Below are 17,723 nucleotides of genomic sequence, written 5' to 3'. Positions count from 1 at the left end.
CAAGATCGGCTAAGTTATTGCACTGACTACGTTGAAGCTATTACACTGATGTTAAATGCAAATGGAGTAAATGCTGTGATCACACGCCTCAGTAAAGCGGCACTATTGGCCATGACCCTGTCCGTACCCGCTGCACATGCGACCAATTTTGATTACAACCATATTCAGGTCAACGTCCTTGCAAATCCTAGTGGGATTGGCGGGTTGGGACGTTTTGCATTTACGGAAGGCGCACACTTCGTCGCTAAAGGGGATACGCAATTCGAAGGTGACTGGTATACCTCGGGCGGTGTTGGCTTTCATGCCCCAATTAACCAGTTTGTCGATGTGTATGGCGAGCTGGAAGGTGCATGGTTTCGGCGGCCAGACGACGACAAGCACGATACCGGTGATTTTGCCACTGTGATTGGTGCCGGATTGCGCGGCTGGGTAGCCCCACCGATTGAGGCCAATTTGTATGTCGGTTCTATCATTTTTGATCAAGACGACACCACCAGCTTAGTGGAAATTGGCGGGCGCTTTCACTCCACTGAAACCTTGTCGTTAGGCGCAACGTGGCGTGCCAATGGCTTGGAACAAAATCGCTTGATTTTTTCTGTCAGATACCTGTATTAATAGCAAACGGTAACCATCTCACTCCCTTGTGTTACCGTCCAGTGTGACCTCTCTCACTGGTTATCTTGTCAATCTAAACTAAGTTTAAGGTATGGACGTAATCGCTGTTACAAGGCGGGCGTCTTAGTGCGTGGTGCAACTCCCACAGCGATGCTCGTTGTGATTGTGCGTGGGAACTGTCGGAGGGTATAACGATGGTGATGACTCAACGTATTGATGAATTTGAAAGAAAAATCCAAGAGGCCTATCAAGAAGGCAACATTGAAACCGCTCATCGCTTGGAAGAGCAAGTAACGATGTTACGGCGACGTCAACTCAAGCCTGCTGCTGACTTCCAAGCCGCCAGCCAAGTAGAAGACTTTCATGAAGTGTCAGACGGCGACTATTACGACAACTGACGCCGAGCATCGAAACACGTAAGCATAAAAAAGCCTTCTCCATGGAGAAGGCTTTTCATTTTTGCTGAATAAAACGAGTGTGTATAAAAGGGCTCAATCAGCAGATTATTGTGCAGCACGTTCACGGCGAACAATCCACGCCGCAGCAGTGATAAAAGCAACGACCAGTGCAGTTTCCACAGCAATTTTCCCAGTTTAAAAATGATAGACAGAGTGATACGCGTTTCCAGCAGCTCAAGTTGTTCAAAGGATGAGCGCTTTCCAACAGATGGACGTAGTTTACGGATAAATCACTGTAAAATCAGCCTTAGAATCGATCTCACGCAAAGAAAAGTGAGTTTTTTGGCCAACTAGACAGTTGAACGCATAAAGTTTCATCACTTAACACCTTGTGGTGCGACAAAGCGCAGCTTTCACTGTTAGCGATACATCACATTTAACCAATGACGCCTTTAGCTAGGGAAGTTGCCACGATATTGAGGCAAAGACAGAGATAAATCGTGGAGAGAGGTTTGATACTCGGCCTATGTCTTAAAAGTAACAGTAAAGTGGCAGAGCAATCGTTATATTGCGTAGTCGAGAGGCTCCGCTACACCATTTGGCATAGCGGAAGCGTCAGTGTTTAATGGTCAGCGCCAACACGCTCAGCCATTACAGCTCGATTAAGACTCGGGTTTGGACTTCTTTTTTACCAAAGGCGCATCACCAACCGGCACATTGGTATAAAAGCTTCTATCTCGCTTTTTTGGCGCCTTTTTCTTGTTCTTAACGGGTGCTTTTTTGGGTTTAGCTGATCTTGAAGGTTTTGCTTTTTCAGCTTTTTTCTCTTTAAAGCCTTTGAACTTTCCTTCAAAGCCTTCAATCTTAGTAAAGTCGAGTTTTTGCTGTAAAAAACCTTCGATATTTTTAAAACTACGCCAATCTTTAGGCCCTACCAGTGAGTAAGCCAATCCTTGCTGCCCAGCACGACCGGTACGCCCTACTCGATGAATGTATTCTTCCGCATGCTTTGGCATATCAAAGTTGATCACCAAAGACACATTCATTAAATCCAAACCTCGCGATGCCACGTCCGTGGTCACCAAAACCTCATGAAATCCACGCTCAAACTCGTTCATGATCCGGCTGCGTGTGGCTTGGTTCAATTCACCACTGAGTGCAATCGCTTGGTAGCCAGCCTGAGAAAAACGTTCAGCTAAACGCTCTGTGTCAGCGCGTGTCGCGGTAAAAATCATGACTTGCTTATGCGCATTAGCTTTTACCAGTTCCTCAAGCAGCGCATGTTTATGGTCGAGGTGATCACTCAGCACAAAATGTTGCTCAATATCGCTATGTAGCGCTTCAATTTCCCCTACGGCAATACGTTTAGGAGACTTGAGCATCCCCGCGGCGATGTCTGTCACTTGCTGATGATCCAAAGTGGCAGAAAACATCAGTGTCTGCCTTAAACGGTGATCCGCATGTTGGTTAACTGCGTCGAGCTGCGCTTTAAAGCCCAGGTCAAGCATACGATCCGCTTCGTCCAAAATCAGCATTTCCAATCCCGACAAAGACAAGTGGCGTTGTTCAAGATGATCAGCTAATCGACCTGGCGTCGCGACCACAAAGGTTGGCGACTGGCGAAACACCTTCGCTTGCTCGTTAAAATTCTCGCCACCGAGTACCAAGGCCGGTTTGTGGCTGGTGCCGCTGGTCAACATACGCAGCTGACCATACACCTGTTTTGCTAGCTCACGGGTCGGCGCCAAGATCAAGACACGCGGATCGCGACGACTGAGGGGCTTAGAACGCAACACACGCTGCATAGCTGGCAACAAAAACGCCAGCGTTTTCCCCGATCCTGTTTTTGAAGAGGCCAGTAAGTCTTTGCCTGCCATTACAACGGGGATGGCTTGACGTTGAATGTCTGTTGGCTGTTCAAATCCACGGTGGGCAATAAGCGATAGTAAGCGTCTATCGAGTCCCAGATCGTCAAATTGCAAGGTATCACTCCAAAGGTCAATCAAAAGCAAAAGGCGTGCACACGCCAATTAAGGCGGCGAATGCTATCATACTTTAGCAAAAAACACCGCACCAAAAATATTGATTACGCCACGAATGGAGAGCCACGCTAACATGAATGACACACTACGCTACCAGTGGAAAAAGCTCAGCTTGGTGGAAACCCATACACAGACACCTGATGGTCTGCACCACGTACACCACGTCATACGCCACCCTGGTGCCGCCGTGATATTACCTCTGTCAGAAGATGGCAATATACTGCTGCTCAAACAATTTCGTCCTGCCATCAATCAATGGATTATCGAAGCGCCTGCGGGCACACTGGAAGCGAAGGAGCCACCGCTAGAAGCCGCCAAAAGAGAGTTAGAAGAAGAGGCCGGTTATGTGGCGACTCGCTGGCATTTTCTCGGCATCGCTCACCCTGTGCCCGGGTTTTGCGATGAAGTGCAGTATTTTTATATTGCCCAAGCGCTCACTCCCACCCAAACGCAATTAGATGACGATGAGTTTATTGCGCCTTATTGGGTGAGCCCTTCCCAGTTACAGGCGCTCGTTGCAAATGGACAAATCACAGACACCAAAACCTGCGCCATTATTCTCCGTGCCCTATTTAATGGGTTGATCCCGACAATGGGCGTCTAACCTCTGAAAAATAAAGTACTAGGCCACAACTTTGTTAACAAGATGTTGACGGCAAATTGAACACCAAGGTAGCGTAACAGGTACGACCAGATAACAAGGAGTGTCTATGTTCTCGTCTCCGTTAGCACGCGCTAATCAACATTTGTCGTTGTTTGGCTTTTTAAAAGTACCCATGATCGGTTGGTGTCGGCCCAAGATCCTCTCCATCGACGATAAGCATGTCACGATGCGAATCCCGCTGGGGCGACGTACCAAAAACCACCTCAACAGTATGTATTTCGGCGCGTTGGCAGTTGGCGCTGATGTCGCAGGTGGCTTTCTTGCCATGGCCATGGCCGAGCAACGCGGGGTTAAAATTAGCTTAGCGTTTAAATCCGTCAACGCTGATTTTCATAAACGACCAGAGGATGACGTGGTGTTTACGTGTCTTGATGGAGACAAGATTAACCAGATGATCAGTGAATCAATCGAAACGGGTCATCGCGTTAATCAGCCTGTCACCATTGTGGCCACATGCCCAAGCTTACACGGGGATGAGGCTATGGCGACCTTTGAATTGACGCTATCGGTCAAAAAAATCGGCGAATAATCCCCCATCACCGCACTTGTCTCTTTTTATTGTTTGTCACGCCTTCAGCCAGTCTGTCTCGTCAATAGACTGGCTTGGTTATCACTACACTATAATCAACCAGTTACATAATGCCTAGCATCATTGTGACTTTGGTTCTGAATTCTCCGTTATATTATTGACTTTACACAACGCCGATAAAATCGCGAGATTGCGGTGAAATTCACCGAGTTATCAACCGTTTTTGTGGATGAAATTCAAGTTATACACAGGCGCTTTTGTCTTAAGGTTGAAACAAAAAAGCACCGTCAAAACGGTGCTTAAGGTGGGATTATTCAGGGTGATAGCGAATTTGGTAGAAGATACGATATAGCACAGGCACCACAATCAACGTCAGCACGGTGGCAAACCCGAGCCCAAACATAATCGTCACCGCCATCGGCCGGAAGAAAACATCCGGCAATAAAGGAAGCATCCCTAAAATAGTGGTAATGGCCGTCATGCACACTGGGCGTACCCGGCTCACCGCCGCATCGACGACGGCTTGATAGCGCTGCTTACCACTGGCCACTTCGATATTGATCTGATCGATCAATACAATACCGTTTTTGAGCAGCATCCCACTCAAGCTTAAAAAGCCCAAGAGCGCCATAAAACCAAACGGGGTATCCAACAACAGCAATCCTGTGGTGACCCCAACCACCGCCAAGGGAACCGTCAGCCAAATGATCAATGACTCTTTCACGGAATTAAACAGCAATATCGTGACCAAGAACATAAACAAATAACCAAGCGGCATAATGCTAAATAAGCCCTCTTTCGCCTCTTTGGAAGACTCGTACTCCCCGCCCCATTCAATGCTGTAACCTTCAGGCAGAGGAATTGACTCAATATCAGTGCGCACGCGGCTTAGTAAGGTCGCCGCGGTGGTTTCCCGTAACGGATCGGGGTCGGCCAACACGGTGAGCATTCTTTTGCGGTTTTTGCGCATGATAATCGGATCTTCCCAACGCATGTCGTAATCGAGAATGACTTGCTGCAAAGGAATGTAGTCTTTCAATACCGGGCTCCATATTTTCATCCCTTCTAGGGTATTGATATTCACGCGCTCCTCATCGGGCAATCGAGCAACAATCGGCATAAGGTTGGTCCCATCTCGATAAACACCAATCCGTTTGCCGCTGAATGTCATTGTCAGTAACTCGTCGACATCTTTTTTGGTGATGCCATAGCGCCGTGCCTGACTTTCATTAAACGCCGGTTCAAGGACTTTGGTGCGATTACGCCAATCATGGCGGATATTTACCGCATCAGGATCCTGATGCAATCGCGCTTCTACTTGTTTAGCAATCGCGCGTAACTTGGTGGGATCTGAACCAAAAATACGCGCCTCAATTTTCGAGCCGGTAGCAGGGCCTAAGGAAATAGGCTTCAGTTTAAGCTGCGCATCTGGGTACTGGCTACGAACATGCTCTCGCACCATGCCCATAGTGGGTTTAACATGATCGTATTGATCAACGCGGACGATCAGCTCGCCATAAGCGGCGTATGTTTTCTCCGGTGAATAGGTCAACATAAAACGTTGCGAACCTTGTCCGGCACTGGTAGAGACATAGTTGACGCCTTGTTGTTTACTCAGCCAGCTCGACACCTCATCCAGTGTACTTTGTGTGGCACGAATATCGGTGCCCTCTGGCAACCAAACGTCGACCATAAACATGGGCGTGGTGGAGTCAGGGAAAAACGACTGCTTGAGGTGACCAAAGCCATAAATACTGGCCCCCAGTGCCACTACCATCACCAACAAGGTGATATAGGCGTGATGCATGCAGGCGGTAAGAAAACGTTTATACACCACAAACAGAATCCCGTTGTAGGGATCACTGCCCTCATCCCCTTCTTCAAGCGGTGTTTCTTTGAAGAACACGCTGGCAAAGAAAGGCGTTAACGTGATAGCGGTAAACCAACTTAACAGTAAGGAGATTAATAACACTGTAAATAAGGTGCCGCAGTATTCGCCCGTTGCATCCTCTGACAAGCCAATCGGGGCAAAAGCCGTTACCGCGATCACCGTCGCTCCAAGCAAAGGCCACTTGGTTTGCGTCACTATGTCGTGAGCCGCCTGTAGACGGGTTCGTCCTCGCTTTAAGCCCACTAGTATCCCTTCGACGACCACGATGGCATTATCCACCAACATCCCTAGGGCAATGACTAACGCCCCGAGAGAGACGCGTTGCAGATTAATCTCGAAGTAGTACATGAATACAAACGTACCCAGTACCGTCAGCAATAACACCAAACCAATGAGTAGTCCTGAGCGCAGGCCCATAAAGAAGAGCAGCACGATAATCACAATCGCCACCGCTTGCCCTAAACTGGAGACAAATCCGCTGACTGAGCTATCGACCTCATTGGGTTGGTTATAGACATGATGGACATTGATTCCCACGGGCTGATCACTGTTCAACGCCGCGAGACGCTGATCCACATTGTCGCCGACTTCTACCACATTCACACCATCAGCAAACGATATTCCTACCTGTAGCGCTTGTTTGCCGTTGTACGAAATGATCTGCCGCGGTACCTCTTGATATCCACGTTTTACCTCGGCAACGTCACGTAAGTAAATCAGCCCCTGTGACCCAGCTTCGGTCAGGATCAAGTTGCCCAACTCATCCACGGAGGAAAACTCCCCGGTTGGGTGAATGCGAATGTATTCATCACCCACACGCAATGCCCCTGCGTTGCTCACGAGGTTTTGCGTCGCCAATAAATTAAACAAGGTGTCCGGTGAGATCCCTAAGCTACTTAACCGTTGAATCGAGACCTCAATGAAGACTTGCTCTTGCTGCGTGCCACTGACTTGTACCTTGCCTACGCCATCAACAAGCTCAAGCTCGCGGCGCAAAAAGTCAACATAGTCTTTCAGTTCGCTGTAGCCGTAGCCTTCGCCAGTGACGGCTAGCATGATCCCAAACACATCACCAAAATCATCTTTCACCTGTGGCGGATTGACACCGGGAGGGAGCGACCCACGCGCATCATGGACTTTTCGTCGCAACTCATCCCAAATTTGTGGCAAATCATCGGCGCGGTATTTGGGTTTCATTTTGACCGTGATTTGGGACAAGCCACGACTGGAGATCGAACGCACTTCATCCACATAGGTCAGCTGCTGAACCGCTTTCTCCAGCGGATAAGTGACTTCTTCTTCCACCTGTTGGGGGGTGGCACCTGGATAGCTGGTCACCACCATCGCATCTTTGATGGTGAAAGCAGGGTCTTCCAACCGCCCTAACCCCAAAAATGCAAGGGTGCCACCAATCAGGAAAATCAACGTGATCATCCAGCTAATCACTTTATTTTGAATAAAATATCCCGCTACACCCTGCTTCATGATGCATTTTCCTCTTTCGATGCCAGCGTCACTTTTTGCCCCTCAGACAGGTGATTGGTTCCTCCCACCACGATACGATCTCCTTTAGACACACCCTGGGTTATTTCTAGCCGCTGACCATGAATGCGCCCCATCGTTACCCGCTGTTTCGCCACGGTTTGTGTGGTGCTGTCGTAAATCCATACATAACTGTGGTCTCGATCCAGTGGATCCCCGTCTTGGTTAAACACCGCTTCGATGGGCACGGAAAGTCCGGTGCGTGTCAGTTGTAACCCTTCCCTCGCAATACTGACCTGTACGGGCATGCCATCTAAAATAAACTGCTCCTTTGGCATGGGCATCGTTAGCGTCACCACAAAAGCACCACTGCTCGGATCCGGCTCTGCCGTGTATTCATCAATCGTGGCTGGGTAAGACTGCCCTTGCTGAGTTAAGACTTTCGGTTGTAGCCGATCTTGCACTTCTTCTGCACTCGCGCCCGTATTTTGGGTGAATAACACATCCGGCACTTGCACACGAATATCAGCACGCGAGGCGTCATGAATGTTCATGATCCCTTGTCCTGGCGCTATGGTTTCAAATGGCTCAACATTGAGCTTAGATATCACCCCGTCAGCTGGCGCTCTGAGCGCAACATAAGATAAACGAAGCTTAGCCAGTGCCAATTCCGCTTGCGCTATTTCGCGCTGCGCTTTTAACTCATCAAATTGCGACTGGGCAAGCATGCCTTTCTCTACCAAGGGGGCTGAGCGCCGATACTGCGCATCGGCCACGTCAAAACGTGCACTGGCATTCTCTACCGCTAAGCGGTAATCCGTAGGCTCCAAACGTGCCAATACCTGTCCCTGCGTCACGCGATCGCCCGCTTTGACATTAATGGCTTGGATCTCACCTGGCACGCGAAAAGCAAGTGTCGCTTTATCAGCCGCTGCTGCCACCGCGGGAAAAGAGATTCGTTCATTCAGTTGCTGTTGGCTCACCGTAAATGTGGTTACCACAGGCAAAGGCGCCGGTTGAGCATCGGTTGCGGGCTCGCATCCAAACAGCGCATTAACTGCGAGCAGACCGAACATGGCTTTTATCGCTCTCATAGTCCTCTCTCCTTCACCCATGCTTTCACACGGTCACCTTCTTTAAGCGCACTGACGCCAGTTGCGACAATGACATCGCCATTTTCAAGGCCTGAAACAACCTTTCCTTCACGCAAGGTTACTGGGGTCAACTTAACGGTTCCTTGTCGACTGACACGCCACACGGCTTTCTCACCGTTTGCGTCGAGCAAAGCAGAGTCCGGTATTTGCGTTTGTGACTCGGTAGGAATGGTGGCATGCACTTTTGCTGCCATGCCTGGCAATACATTGATGGCATCAGGCCGATTTAAACTCACCGTGACATGGTAAGAGGCGGTTTTAGGATCCGCCTCTGTGTCGATTTCTTTAAACTGTGCAGGAAACTGTCGCGATGGATGAGTATCAAATGACACCTTCGGCACGAGTGTGTCAACATGCTGAGCAAAATAGTGAAAGTAGCGCTCTGGTAATTGGAAACTGACATTAATAATATCTTTAGATTGAATGTGTAACACTGGCGCTTGCGCTTGAGCGAATTCATTACGCTCTTTCATTCGGAGTGAGACAGTTCCCGCATACGGCGCTTTTAGTTGCGTATAATTCACATTAGTCTGCGCTTGCTCTAGGCCAGCCGCCGCTTCACTGAGTGCCGAGCGGGCTTCATCAAACCTTTGTTCGGAAATCACTTTATCGTTATGCAGGCGTTCGGCACGATTAAATTGTACCTGAGCAAGCTGATATTGCGCACGCGCCTTATCTAATTGCAGCTGATACTGCTGGCTGTCTAACGCCGCCAGCACTTGCCCTTTCGCGACATCCATACCTGCTTTGATCGGCATTGACTCAATCACCCCTGACACTCGGAATGAGAGCAAAGCTTTATCATCCGCTTCAGCTTGAGCTGGAAATTGGCGGGCAAGCCCATCTTCATTGGTGACTACGGTCAGTAACTTGGCGGGTCGAGGCGGTGTTTCAGACGGTGCTGACACCTGGGGTTCACCACAGCCAGCGAGGGCGAGAGCGAGGCAACCGCTCAATACAAAACGCTTTATCATCAGCTTTTCCTTACAATAAAACCCAGGATCCGACAGCGTTTGCCAGGCCCTAGGTCTTTGATGGGTCATTGTTTTTATCTTATTCCGCGCTAACCGCTATGCTAACCAGTGCCGAATAATGTATCAAGATGTTTCAGATAGATGCTCTGCCTGTTGAATCACGCGTGTTGTCTGATCCTCTATCGGCTGGAGGTAGGGGTGTAGCGCCTCCAACTCATCATGCGGTGATTTCTCCAACTCAAAACATGTTTGTGATAGCTCTTTGGCTCCAATCATTGCCGCTGCCCCCTTCATTTTGTGGGCAAGCTTTTTGATCTTGCCGATATCTTGCTCTGCAAACGCGGCCTTCAACGCCTCTAAATCATTCGTTTGGTTTTTTACATACTTATCAAGCAGCATTTTTACCAAGTCCATGCTATCACCGATCTGGTCTTTGACATGCTGGATATCAATTGGGGGTGAGGTATCGCTCATTGTGCTCCCTCCGGATGACTGCTCTGGTTCTGGTTCTGGTTCTGGTTCTGGTTGGTTCTGGTTCTGGTTCTGGTTCTGGTTCTGGTTCTGGTTCTGGTTCTGGTTCTGGTTCTGGTTCTGGTTCTGGTTCTGGTTCTGGTTCTGGTTCTGGTTCTGGTTCTGGTAAGGAGTTTGTATCTATGGATGCATCTGTAAAGTGCTCACTGGCCAAATCATCCAACCTTGTTTCCTCTTCGTCAGTATTCTTATCACCATAACTGACCGCATCTGGATTCGCATATAGGAGCAACAATTCAATGAGTTGATCTTTACTGAATGGCTTAGCGAGATGCCCATTCATTCCCGCCTCCACACAACGCTCTGCATCGCCTGAGAGCGCGTTAGCTGTCACAGCCAAAATGGGCGTGGTTTTGTCGAATTTTCGGATCTCTCGTGTCGCCTCAAAACCATCCATTTCTGGCATCTGACAATCCATTAAAATGATGTCGAATGGCGAAGACTTGTGAAGTTCTAACGCTTCTTTACCATTGACGGCAAGCGCACGCTGACAGCCCAGTTTGGACAAAATAATGTCAATCAATTCTTGGTTAACCAAGTGATCTTCGGCCACTAGAACGTTGAGATTGAATTGAATATCATCATACTGCCCAGCCACGGGCCCAGGCTCTGTCAATGCATTCTCATCCTCGTTCAATACACGATACAATTCAACGTGATAAATCGGACAGGTCAGCGTCGCCATGCCAGTGTCATGATGGCCATCATGGCTGATAGCAATCGATTTATGTGCTTGACCGATCAAACGCTGACAGCTTTGCATTTTGTCCTGATCGATCATCAACACTGATTGGCTCGAGTTATCAAAAGCTATCTCACTGCCATCCGAATAGTTGATTAAATCTAACTTTAGACGCTCTAAATAGGTCGATAGTATTTCTATCAAAATGGCGTCTTCAGACACGAGGTAAACCTTGCTATCTGTCATGCTCTCGTCAGGCTCGTAGCTTGACATCAATGTCGAGTCAGTATTCGCCACCGTCACGGGTACTTCTGCAGTGAAAGTCGTGCCTTGGTTTTCTCGACTGCGGATAGAGATATCACCATCCATTAGGCGTAAAAGCTTACGACAGACTGGCAAGCCCAGCCCTGTGCCTTGATAAGAGCGTGAATACGAATTATCGACTTGCGTAAAGTTCTCAAAAATAGCTTCGTGGCGGTCTTCCGGGATCCCAATCCCTGTATCTTCTACTTCCATGACCAATGTGACCGAACCATCGCCTGCTTGCCGTTGGAATAAGCGCACAGCAATGTGCCCCTGCTTTGTAAACTTAACGGCGTTGCCGACCAAGTTTATGATCACCTGCTTATAACGCATGGCATCTAATTCAATGTCACAGGGCATATCAGGATCGATATAACAATGTAAGCGCAACTGTTTTTCCGCCGCTTTTGCGGTAAAAATACTTAAGGATTCGTGAACAAGCTCCGCCAGATCTAATGACTGTTTGGTGAGCGTCATCTTACCGGCTTCAATCTTGGTTAAGTCGAGTACATCGTTAATGATATTCAACAGTGCAGTCGAAGAGTGCTGTAAGGTATCAACAAAATAGCGTTGCTGCTGATTGAGCGAGGTCTCCATCAAAAGATTAGACATGCCAACAATGCCATTCATCGGTGTACGGATCTCATGGCTCATCATCGCCAGGAAATTGGTCTTCGATTCATTTGCTCGCTCGGCTTGTTCTTTAGCCCGTGCCATTTCCCGTGAAATCATGTCATTAAGCGCCTTCTGCTGCACAAAGTGCACCATAGCGCTCAAACTTGATAGTATCGGCTCAATCCACCCCTGAAGCTCTTCATTATAAGTGGTCGACTCGTCAAACAAGCACACCACCCCTACCATCTGGCTAGACATATATAGGGGCGTACCGTAGACGTTAATAATCATTTTCTGATTATTCCCCGCCACACTCGCCATTTGCAGACTACGTTTGCTTTGCTTGGTCTCGATAATTTCCTCAATGAGTCCTCGCACAAACTCTTCACCAATAAACTCATTTTTCACCAATCGCGTTTGTGCCAGCACTTTATAAGGCAAGTTGTTCTTTATTGCTTCTTCGTCGTTATGGCCTACCTCAACAATAATGCCATGATTGCTTTCGCCTATCCTTAGCAGTATCTGTAAGACATCCTGAAAGCTCTTACCAAAGTCTTCCCTGATAAGAAACTTATCTTGTAAGCTTTTCATTGCAGAAAAAAGCTCGGCCCCTTTAGATACTTTCTGTTTATCCAGGTGTTGTTCTGTGATATCGCGAATAATCGCTACGTTCAGCGCTCTAGGATCTTCATCTTTAATGGGGGTTGATTTGACCTGCACAATACGGACACCTTGATCCGTATCTATCTCGTACGACCGCTGTAACTGCCCACCGAGGCCATAAAGCGCTTGTGAAAAATAGCCGCGCGAATTAGGGCTTACGCGAGAGATAATCGTCGATAGGCTGATCGCTTCATCGGGCACAGATTCTAATTCGAATAGCTTCTTAGCCGAATCATTAATGGTAATAATACTGTGTTTATCACCGAGCACTAATAACGCGTCAGTATAACTATGAATTACCGTATTTAAATACGCACGGCTTTGTTCCGCTCGATTAATTTGCTTGGCGTATTTCCAAATAAAAAAACCAACCAACAAGTTCAGTAGAATGATTTGCGTCGCAGTGCGAAGTATTTCTGTGTTAAGCTCTTTATCGATATAGCGACTGTCTTGATAAATGATCAGTCGACCCACATCCACAGATTGTTCTCCCTGATCATAAACCAAGGGAACGTTGATTTCTTTTAGCTCATCACTTGACCGCATGCCTTTAGAGTCAGTCACATAACGAAATTGCTCATTGGTATCCGTCAGCTCAAGACGGTGGACATAACGAGAGCCCATTTCACTGTCTAAGTCATTTTGAACATTATTAAAATCATAATTCCACATCAAAGTAGGAAGTCGTTGCTTTAGGCGTTGAGTGATAGAATTAATGTCTTGGTTCATATCAGACTCAAGCCGACCTTTAGCAACATGATAATTGTAATAACCAAACACACCCAACAGTAAGGTCGCTAGTACAATTAAAATGACAGCGAGCCGCATACCTACTTTATTCATCATGATCACACCTGCATTGTCGCCGCCAGGGTTTGGGTTTGGTATCGGGCTTTATCAAACGCTTTTAAAACCGCGCGCTCTCTTAGCGACATTTTTTCACACAGTGACCCAACCCAATCCCAATTCGCATGCTCAATATGTTTACATAGTTCCAAAAGGTCACCATAAGGACCTGCACGTGATAGTAATGCTTGTTTTGCCTGTTGATTTAGGGCAAGTTGCTCTACGACATCCTCCATTGGGACACCTAACATCGCGTCCAGGAGTGAAAAAGCGCCCACCAAGAAAGCTTCATCGGGGTCCAAGTCGTTCATCAATGGGCCTGCTTGCTGCATAAAAATGGCCCGAAGAATGGCCGCATTCTGCAAGTGTGAGCATTCTTGATGATTCATGTTAGACATAATCAGCAGAGAAATCAGCCGCCGCAATGACTCTAACCCCAAGTACACCACCGCTTGTTTGGGATTAGTGATCGCTTTCTTTTTTGACTTCGCTAAGATATTGGCGCTTGTGACGACTTTGTAGAGCAACGAGACATCGCGAGAGATAACCTCTGTGATTTCATCGATATCATGAGGGCTGCGATTAATCACGATACACGCATCCAGTAAACTGATTACTGAGGGTGCCACATCGCTATGACTTTTAATTTGAGGTTGTTCGAAAAAGTATCCTTGAAACAAGCTAAACCCAAGCTGTTTAGCCAAAACAAACTCTTCGTTGCTCTCCACTTTACTTGCCATAAAACGCGTCTGGGCATAGTCCGAAATCGCTGCGGTCCATTCGTTCAAGCTTTCTGTTGCCATACTGACCCGCACCACATCGAATAAGTCCAGATGCCTTTGCCAGCGGCTCGAGAAGACATCACTCTCTCCTAAAATGGTAAAGCCTGCTTTCCGGTAAGACTCCAGTTGCTTCACTAGCATTGGCGTCGCATTGCACTTTGCAGTGACACAGATCACCAAAGATTTTACTGGAATAGAAAAGGGGATCTCATCAAGCAGTGCCGCCTCCGAAAAGCTCACCACGTATCGCAAGCTATCATCGAGTTCTTTCCCTGATAGAAAATTGGCGCTGAGAATGCGCGATGTCGCCGTATCTTCATCAATTGAAGGAAACTTGTTTTCTTGACCTTCCCTAAACAGAAGCTCATTGCCCCATTGGTTCTGCGCTTCGTCAAAGATGGGCTGGCACGAAAAAAAAATTTCACTCACAACTCACTCTCCTTAAAACAATCCCTTACTACAAACGTAGACCAAAGGTATGACTTATGGCGCCTTTTTTTTGATATAACTGAGTGTGTTAAGTCCAACTACTTGGGACGTGCTCGTCTTTTGCTTGGGCAAAATCACGATTTTTGCTAGGCTCTGCGCTAAGCATATCACGAGGTATATTTATGGATGTTTTGAATCAACTTGCCGATGACGCGCCCGAGCATGAGCCGGACACCTTGCCATCACTCGACGAACAAAAAGCGATTGTGGCAAAACTCAAAGCCCTTGAGGAGAAAGGTGAGCTCACTGACGAAATCCTAGCGCAGTATTTTGCCGTTAAGCAAAAAGACACAAGCGACGAAGAAGAGTAAGAACAATACGAAGACGTGACCGCGTAACTTTTTTAAATCTATCTTATTCTACGAAGAAGATGCCGAGAGATGATAATGAAAGGCATTAGCGGCGCAGGGTTGATACTTGCGTGGCTGGGATAGACAGAAGATTATCGACACAGATCCGCCCCGAGCTCAAACTCGGGGCGTTTTTCTGGTTTACTCAGGAGCAATGCCGTCGGTTTTCGCCGCACAAATAAAATCATTTTTGTGCAGGCCTTTAATCTTATGCGACCACCACGTCACGGTCACTTTACCCCACTCCAGTAAGATAGCGGGATGGTGTCCTTCTTGCTCAGCCAGCTCAGCCACTTGGTTGGCAAATGCCCACGCCAACTTAAAGTTGCGGAAGGTGAACTCACGTTCGAGCTGATCAATCCCATCTCGTGTTACTTTGCGCCACTGCGGAATGTCTTTAAGCAGCGCTGGCATTTCCTCAGCACTGACCAAAGGGGCATCAATATCGCAGGCTTCACATTTCAACTCAGTTAGTTCAGACATGTTGCGTTTCCTTTTGCTGTTCTGTCTTTTTCGGTTTGGGCGGGAATAAAGGCGCATGAAGGCCCAGTTCCATCGCTTGATGCACATCAGCAATCAAATCACGTTGACTGATGGCAAATAAATCGTCAATCGACTCAATGGTAAAGTAAATGGGTTGCATGATGTCAATCCGGTATGGCGTGCGCATGACATCTATCACTTCTAAAGGCTTACGCACCGCTTTGTCGCTATTAAAGGCGTACTCAGTCTCCGCCGGCGAAGACAAGATCCCGCCGCCATAAATACTGCGATTGCCTTGCGAGTCACTGAGCAAACCAAACTCGACCGTAAACCAATATAAGCGTGCAAGATAAACGCGCTCTTTGGGCGTGGCTTGCTTACCGAGCTGGCCGTACATATGGGTAAACTCCGCAAACGCTGGGTGAGTCAGCATCGCACAGTGACCAAAAATCTCGTGAAAGTAATCCGGCTCTTGCAAGTAATCGAAATCGTCTTTGGTGCGCAAAAAGGTCGCCGCAGGGAATTTCTTATCCGCCAGCAAGGCGAAAAAATGGTCGAAATCAATCAATGCAGGCACAGGGGCCACTTGCCAGCCCGTTTCTCGCATTAACACGGCATTCACATCTGGGATCTGTGGTACCGTGTCATGCGGCAAATCCAGCATTCGCAACCCGTCGAGATATTCCTGACACGCTTTATCTTTGATACATGCAAGCTGCCGTGTAACTAGCTGGCGCCATACATCGTTTTCTTGTGCCGACCAGGCTACACGACCCAGCTCATCAACTGGTTTGGATTCGTATTTACTCTGTTTCACGTTCACCGCCTTGTGTCGTTGTCTGGCGTAAAAATCGCGCGTAAACAGCGGCCCTTAGCCTTACGCAATGTCTCCGTTACTCACAGGTTACGTCGACTTTGCAGAGAAAATCATCTCCTCACCACGGTTTTAATTTTACCTTTGCGTAACATTTATTTTACATCGCGCATCCAAAAGGCTGTCGCTACGGGCAATGCATCAACCTTGAGGGATCCGCGCGCTTGCGTGGTCCGTAGTGGTTGAAAAGGCCTAACTGCAGGGACGAGTGATGAATTTACAACTGAGCGAACTGATAAATTACGACAACATTGACAAGATTCAGATCCGTGGCATTGATGGCATGTTATATCAAGCCATTGCGTTTTTGCGTCACGGCGATACGGTAGAGCAAAAGCTGATTTATCAAGGCGATAAACCCTATTTATCTCGCAGCTTGCTGGCGGTGAAAGATGATTTTGAATGGGTTAACGCCGCGCAGTACGTGCTAGTCACTGACACGGCATACGATGAAATGATAGGGCTTAGCACGGAAAAGCCTTTGTCGACTCTAGAGCAGCCATTGCATTGGAAATAACCCAACAATGCCCCCAACCTACGGGGCAATTTCTTCCCCGTCCCACGCAAACAATCGACCCGTATGACGACTGTCGAGGCCATCCAACACCGACAACAAATAGCCAGCCGATTGGGCTGGGCTGAATAACTTACCGGGCTTAACATTGGCTTGGAATGGCGCGGATAAATGGCTATCGACCGTCCCCGGATGCAGACCGACCACGGTTAATGACTTGTCTTGACGGCCAAGCTCAATGCTCATGCATTTGATCAGCATGTTCACCGCCGCTTTACTTGCACGATAGGCGTACCAACCGCCCGCACGGTTATCACTGATACTGCCCACGCGCGCCGACAAAATGGCAAGCTTCGCCTCGGCGTTGCGTTTCAATTTGGGCGCGAGGTGCTTGCTCAATAGCAGCGGCGCGACGGCGTTGACGTCAAAGAGCTGATGCATGGCCTCACTACTGCACGCCGCGAGCCGCTTTTCTGGGCTGAGCGCATCATCATGCAACATTCCCGAGGCAATGATCACCGCATCTAAGCTGTTGTCGTCGATGTGCTCGGCCGCCGCTTGGATTGATGCTTCATCGCGAATGTTAACCGCCACAGGCACCACCTTTTCACTTATCTCAGCAAGTGGCGCGGGGTGACGCCCTAGGGCGAAGACGTGCTGAATGGATGGCTTATCGAGCAACGCGCGGCAAAAAGCTTCACCAATCGCGCCACCTGCGCCGACAACCGCCACTCGCTGCATGGAATCACTGTTCATTCTCTTGGCTCCTCAAACAAAAAGAGATGCAAACTGCATCTCTTTAGTTAGGGATGAGGCGATCCTGTCGATCACCGTGTGTTAAA

General features: G+C 48.1%; 16 protein-coding genes. 6 read left to right on the top strand and 10 right to left on the bottom strand.

Features of this window, described 5'->3' with window-relative positions:
- The first annotated feature begins 75 nt into the window (after nt 1-75).
- Both BZG20_RS11720 and BZG20_RS11715 read left to right on the top strand, forming a co-directional pair.
- A complete protein-coding gene (locus BZG20_RS11720) occupies nt 76-615 on the top strand; it encodes a hypothetical protein (RefSeq protein WP_231637467.1) in 540 nt (179 codons plus the stop codon).
- A gap of 200 nt (nt 616-815) precedes the next feature.
- On the top strand, nt 816-1,013 hold the full coding sequence (locus tag BZG20_RS11715) for a hypothetical protein (RefSeq protein WP_131825352.1): 198 nt from the start codon (nt 816-818) through the stop codon (nt 1,011-1,013).
- A gap of 662 nt (nt 1,014-1,675) precedes the next feature.
- Here the strand turns inward: BZG20_RS11715 and BZG20_RS11710 are convergent.
- The gene (locus BZG20_RS11710) at nt 1,676-2,995 is read right to left on the bottom strand and encodes a DEAD/DEAH box helicase (RefSeq protein ID WP_046076061.1); all 1,320 of its coding nucleotides are present in this window, start codon (nt 2,993-2,995) and stop codon (nt 1,676-1,678) included.
- A 133-nt stretch (nt 2,996-3,128) separates the two neighbouring features.
- Here BZG20_RS11710 and BZG20_RS11705 point away from each other — a divergent pair, with 133 nt between their 5' ends.
- Both BZG20_RS11705 and BZG20_RS11700 read left to right on the top strand, forming a co-directional pair.
- A complete protein-coding gene (locus tag BZG20_RS11705) occupies nt 3,129-3,659 on the top strand; it encodes an NUDIX hydrolase (RefSeq protein ID WP_158010037.1) in 531 nt (176 codons plus the stop codon).
- A gap of 106 nt (nt 3,660-3,765) precedes the next feature.
- Nucleotides 3,766-4,248 carry a DUF4442 domain-containing protein gene (locus BZG20_RS11700; protein ID WP_077579117.1) on the top strand — a complete coding sequence of 161 codons (483 nt, stop codon included), beginning with the start codon at nt 3,766-3,768 and terminating at the stop codon, nt 4,246-4,248.
- A 310-nt stretch (nt 4,249-4,558) separates the two neighbouring features.
- Here BZG20_RS11700 and BZG20_RS11695 read toward each other — a convergent pair whose 3' ends face one another.
- The 6 genes from BZG20_RS11695 to BZG20_RS11660 all read right to left on the bottom strand — a co-directional run bounded on the left by BZG20_RS11695 (nt 4,559) and on the right by BZG20_RS11660 (nt 14,600).
- Nucleotides 4,559-7,624: an efflux RND transporter permease subunit gene (locus BZG20_RS11695; protein WP_077579116.1), complete on the bottom strand. Its 3,066-nt coding sequence runs from the start codon at nt 7,622-7,624 to the stop codon at nt 4,559-4,561.
- Nucleotides 7,621-8,715: an efflux RND transporter periplasmic adaptor subunit gene (locus tag BZG20_RS11690; RefSeq protein WP_046075815.1), complete on the bottom strand. Its 1,095-nt coding sequence runs from the start codon at nt 8,713-8,715 to the stop codon at nt 7,621-7,623. Before BZG20_RS11690 ends, BZG20_RS11695 begins: the two co-directional genes overlap by 4 nt.
- Complete coding sequence (locus tag BZG20_RS11685) at nt 8,712-9,749, bottom strand: efflux RND transporter periplasmic adaptor subunit (protein WP_108743421.1); 1,038 nt, start codon at nt 9,747-9,749, stop codon at nt 8,712-8,714. The genes BZG20_RS11690 and BZG20_RS11685 overlap by 4 nt, the downstream gene beginning before the upstream one ends.
- A 123-nt stretch (nt 9,750-9,872) precedes the next feature.
- On the bottom strand, nt 9,873-10,223 hold the full coding sequence (locus tag BZG20_RS11680) for an Hpt domain-containing protein (RefSeq protein WP_077579185.1): 351 nt from the start codon (nt 10,221-10,223) through the stop codon (nt 9,873-9,875).
- Nucleotides 10,198-13,389 (bottom strand): ATP-binding protein, encoded by a 3,192-nt coding sequence (locus BZG20_RS15935; protein ID WP_108744039.1) that lies wholly within the window; start codon nt 13,387-13,389, stop codon nt 10,198-10,200. The genes BZG20_RS11680 and BZG20_RS15935 overlap by 26 nt, the downstream gene beginning before the upstream one ends.
- A 2-nt stretch (nt 13,390-13,391) precedes the next feature.
- The gene (locus BZG20_RS11660) at nt 13,392-14,600 is read right to left on the bottom strand and encodes an HDOD domain-containing protein (RefSeq protein ID WP_046075813.1); all 1,209 of its coding nucleotides are present in this window, start codon (nt 14,598-14,600) and stop codon (nt 13,392-13,394) included.
- Between the two features lie 182 nt (nt 14,601-14,782).
- On the opposite strand from BZG20_RS11660, the gene BZG20_RS11655 reads away from it, so the two are divergent.
- Complete coding sequence (locus BZG20_RS11655) at nt 14,783-14,971, top strand: ATPase (protein WP_046075812.1); 189 nt, start codon at nt 14,783-14,785, stop codon at nt 14,969-14,971.
- Between the two features lie 180 nt (nt 14,972-15,151).
- Here the strand turns inward: BZG20_RS11655 and BZG20_RS11650 are convergent, their stop codons facing one another.
- The gene (locus tag BZG20_RS11650; protein WP_046075811.1) at nt 15,152-15,493 is read right to left on the bottom strand and encodes a 4a-hydroxytetrahydrobiopterin dehydratase; all 342 of its coding nucleotides are present in this window, start codon (nt 15,491-15,493) and stop codon (nt 15,152-15,154) included.
- On the bottom strand, nt 15,486-16,358 hold the full coding sequence (gene phhA / locus BZG20_RS11645) for a phenylalanine 4-monooxygenase (RefSeq protein ID WP_077579115.1): 873 nt from the start codon (nt 16,356-16,358) through the stop codon (nt 15,486-15,488). The genes BZG20_RS11650 and phhA overlap by 8 nt, the downstream gene beginning before the upstream one ends.
- Nucleotides 16,359-16,578: 220 nt before the next feature.
- On the opposite strand from phhA, the gene BZG20_RS11640 reads away from it, so the two are divergent.
- Nucleotides 16,579-16,884, top strand: coding sequence for a DUF6482 family protein (locus BZG20_RS11640; RefSeq protein WP_046075809.1), 306 nt, complete (start codon nt 16,579-16,581; stop codon nt 16,882-16,884).
- A gap of 18 nt (nt 16,885-16,902) precedes the next feature.
- Here BZG20_RS11640 and BZG20_RS11635 read toward each other — a convergent pair whose 3' ends face one another.
- Nucleotides 16,903-17,637, bottom strand: a complete 735-nt coding sequence (locus tag BZG20_RS11635) for an SDR family NAD(P)-dependent oxidoreductase (protein WP_077579114.1) — start codon at nt 17,635-17,637, stop codon at nt 16,903-16,905.
- Nucleotides 17,638-17,723: the final 86 nt, after the last annotated feature.

This window comes from Salinivibrio sp. IB868 (assembly GCF_001995655.1).
Lineage (GTDB): Bacteria > Pseudomonadota > Gammaproteobacteria > Enterobacterales > Vibrionaceae > Salinivibrio > Salinivibrio siamensis.
The sequence above is the reverse complement of the archived record's forward strand: the minus strand, read 5'-3'. Positions and strand labels throughout refer to the sequence as shown.

What these genes read in the sequence shown, in the direction of transcription:
- BZG20_RS11700 (WP_077579117.1), top strand. Translation starts at nt 3,766, where the DNA reads ATGTTCTCGTCTCCGTTAGCACGCGCTAATCAACATTTGTCGTTGTTT.
- BZG20_RS11695 (WP_077579116.1), bottom strand. Translation starts at nt 7,624, where the DNA reads ATGAAGCAGGGTGTAGCGGGATATTTTATTCAAAATAAAGTGATTAGC.
- BZG20_RS11650 (WP_046075811.1), bottom strand. Translation starts at nt 15,493, where the DNA reads ATGTCTGAACTAACTGAGTTGAAATGTGAAGCCTGCGATATTGATGCC.
- BZG20_RS11680 (WP_077579185.1), bottom strand. Translation starts at nt 10,223, where the DNA reads ATGAGCGATACCTCACCCCCAATTGATATCCAGCATGTCAAAGACCAG.
- BZG20_RS11715 (WP_131825352.1), top strand. Translation starts at nt 816, where the DNA reads ATGACTCAACGTATTGATGAATTTGAAAGAAAAATCCAAGAGGCCTAT.
- BZG20_RS11685 (WP_108743421.1), bottom strand. Translation starts at nt 9,749, where the DNA reads ATGATAAAGCGTTTTGTATTGAGCGGTTGCCTCGCTCTCGCCCTCGCT.
- BZG20_RS11640 (WP_046075809.1), top strand. Translation starts at nt 16,579, where the DNA reads ATGAATTTACAACTGAGCGAACTGATAAATTACGACAACATTGACAAG.
- BZG20_RS11690 (WP_046075815.1), bottom strand. Translation starts at nt 8,715, where the DNA reads ATGAGAGCGATAAAAGCCATGTTCGGTCTGCTCGCAGTTAATGCGCTG.
- BZG20_RS11705 (WP_158010037.1), top strand. Translation starts at nt 3,129, where the DNA reads ATGAATGACACACTACGCTACCAGTGGAAAAAGCTCAGCTTGGTGGAA.
- BZG20_RS11635 (WP_077579114.1), bottom strand. Translation starts at nt 17,637, where the DNA reads ATGAACAGTGATTCCATGCAGCGAGTGGCGGTTGTCGGCGCAGGTGGC.
- BZG20_RS15935 (WP_108744039.1), bottom strand. Translation starts at nt 13,389, where the DNA reads ATGATGAATAAAGTAGGTATGCGGCTCGCTGTCATTTTAATTGTACTA.
- BZG20_RS11655 (WP_046075812.1), top strand. Translation starts at nt 14,783, where the DNA reads ATGGATGTTTTGAATCAACTTGCCGATGACGCGCCCGAGCATGAGCCG.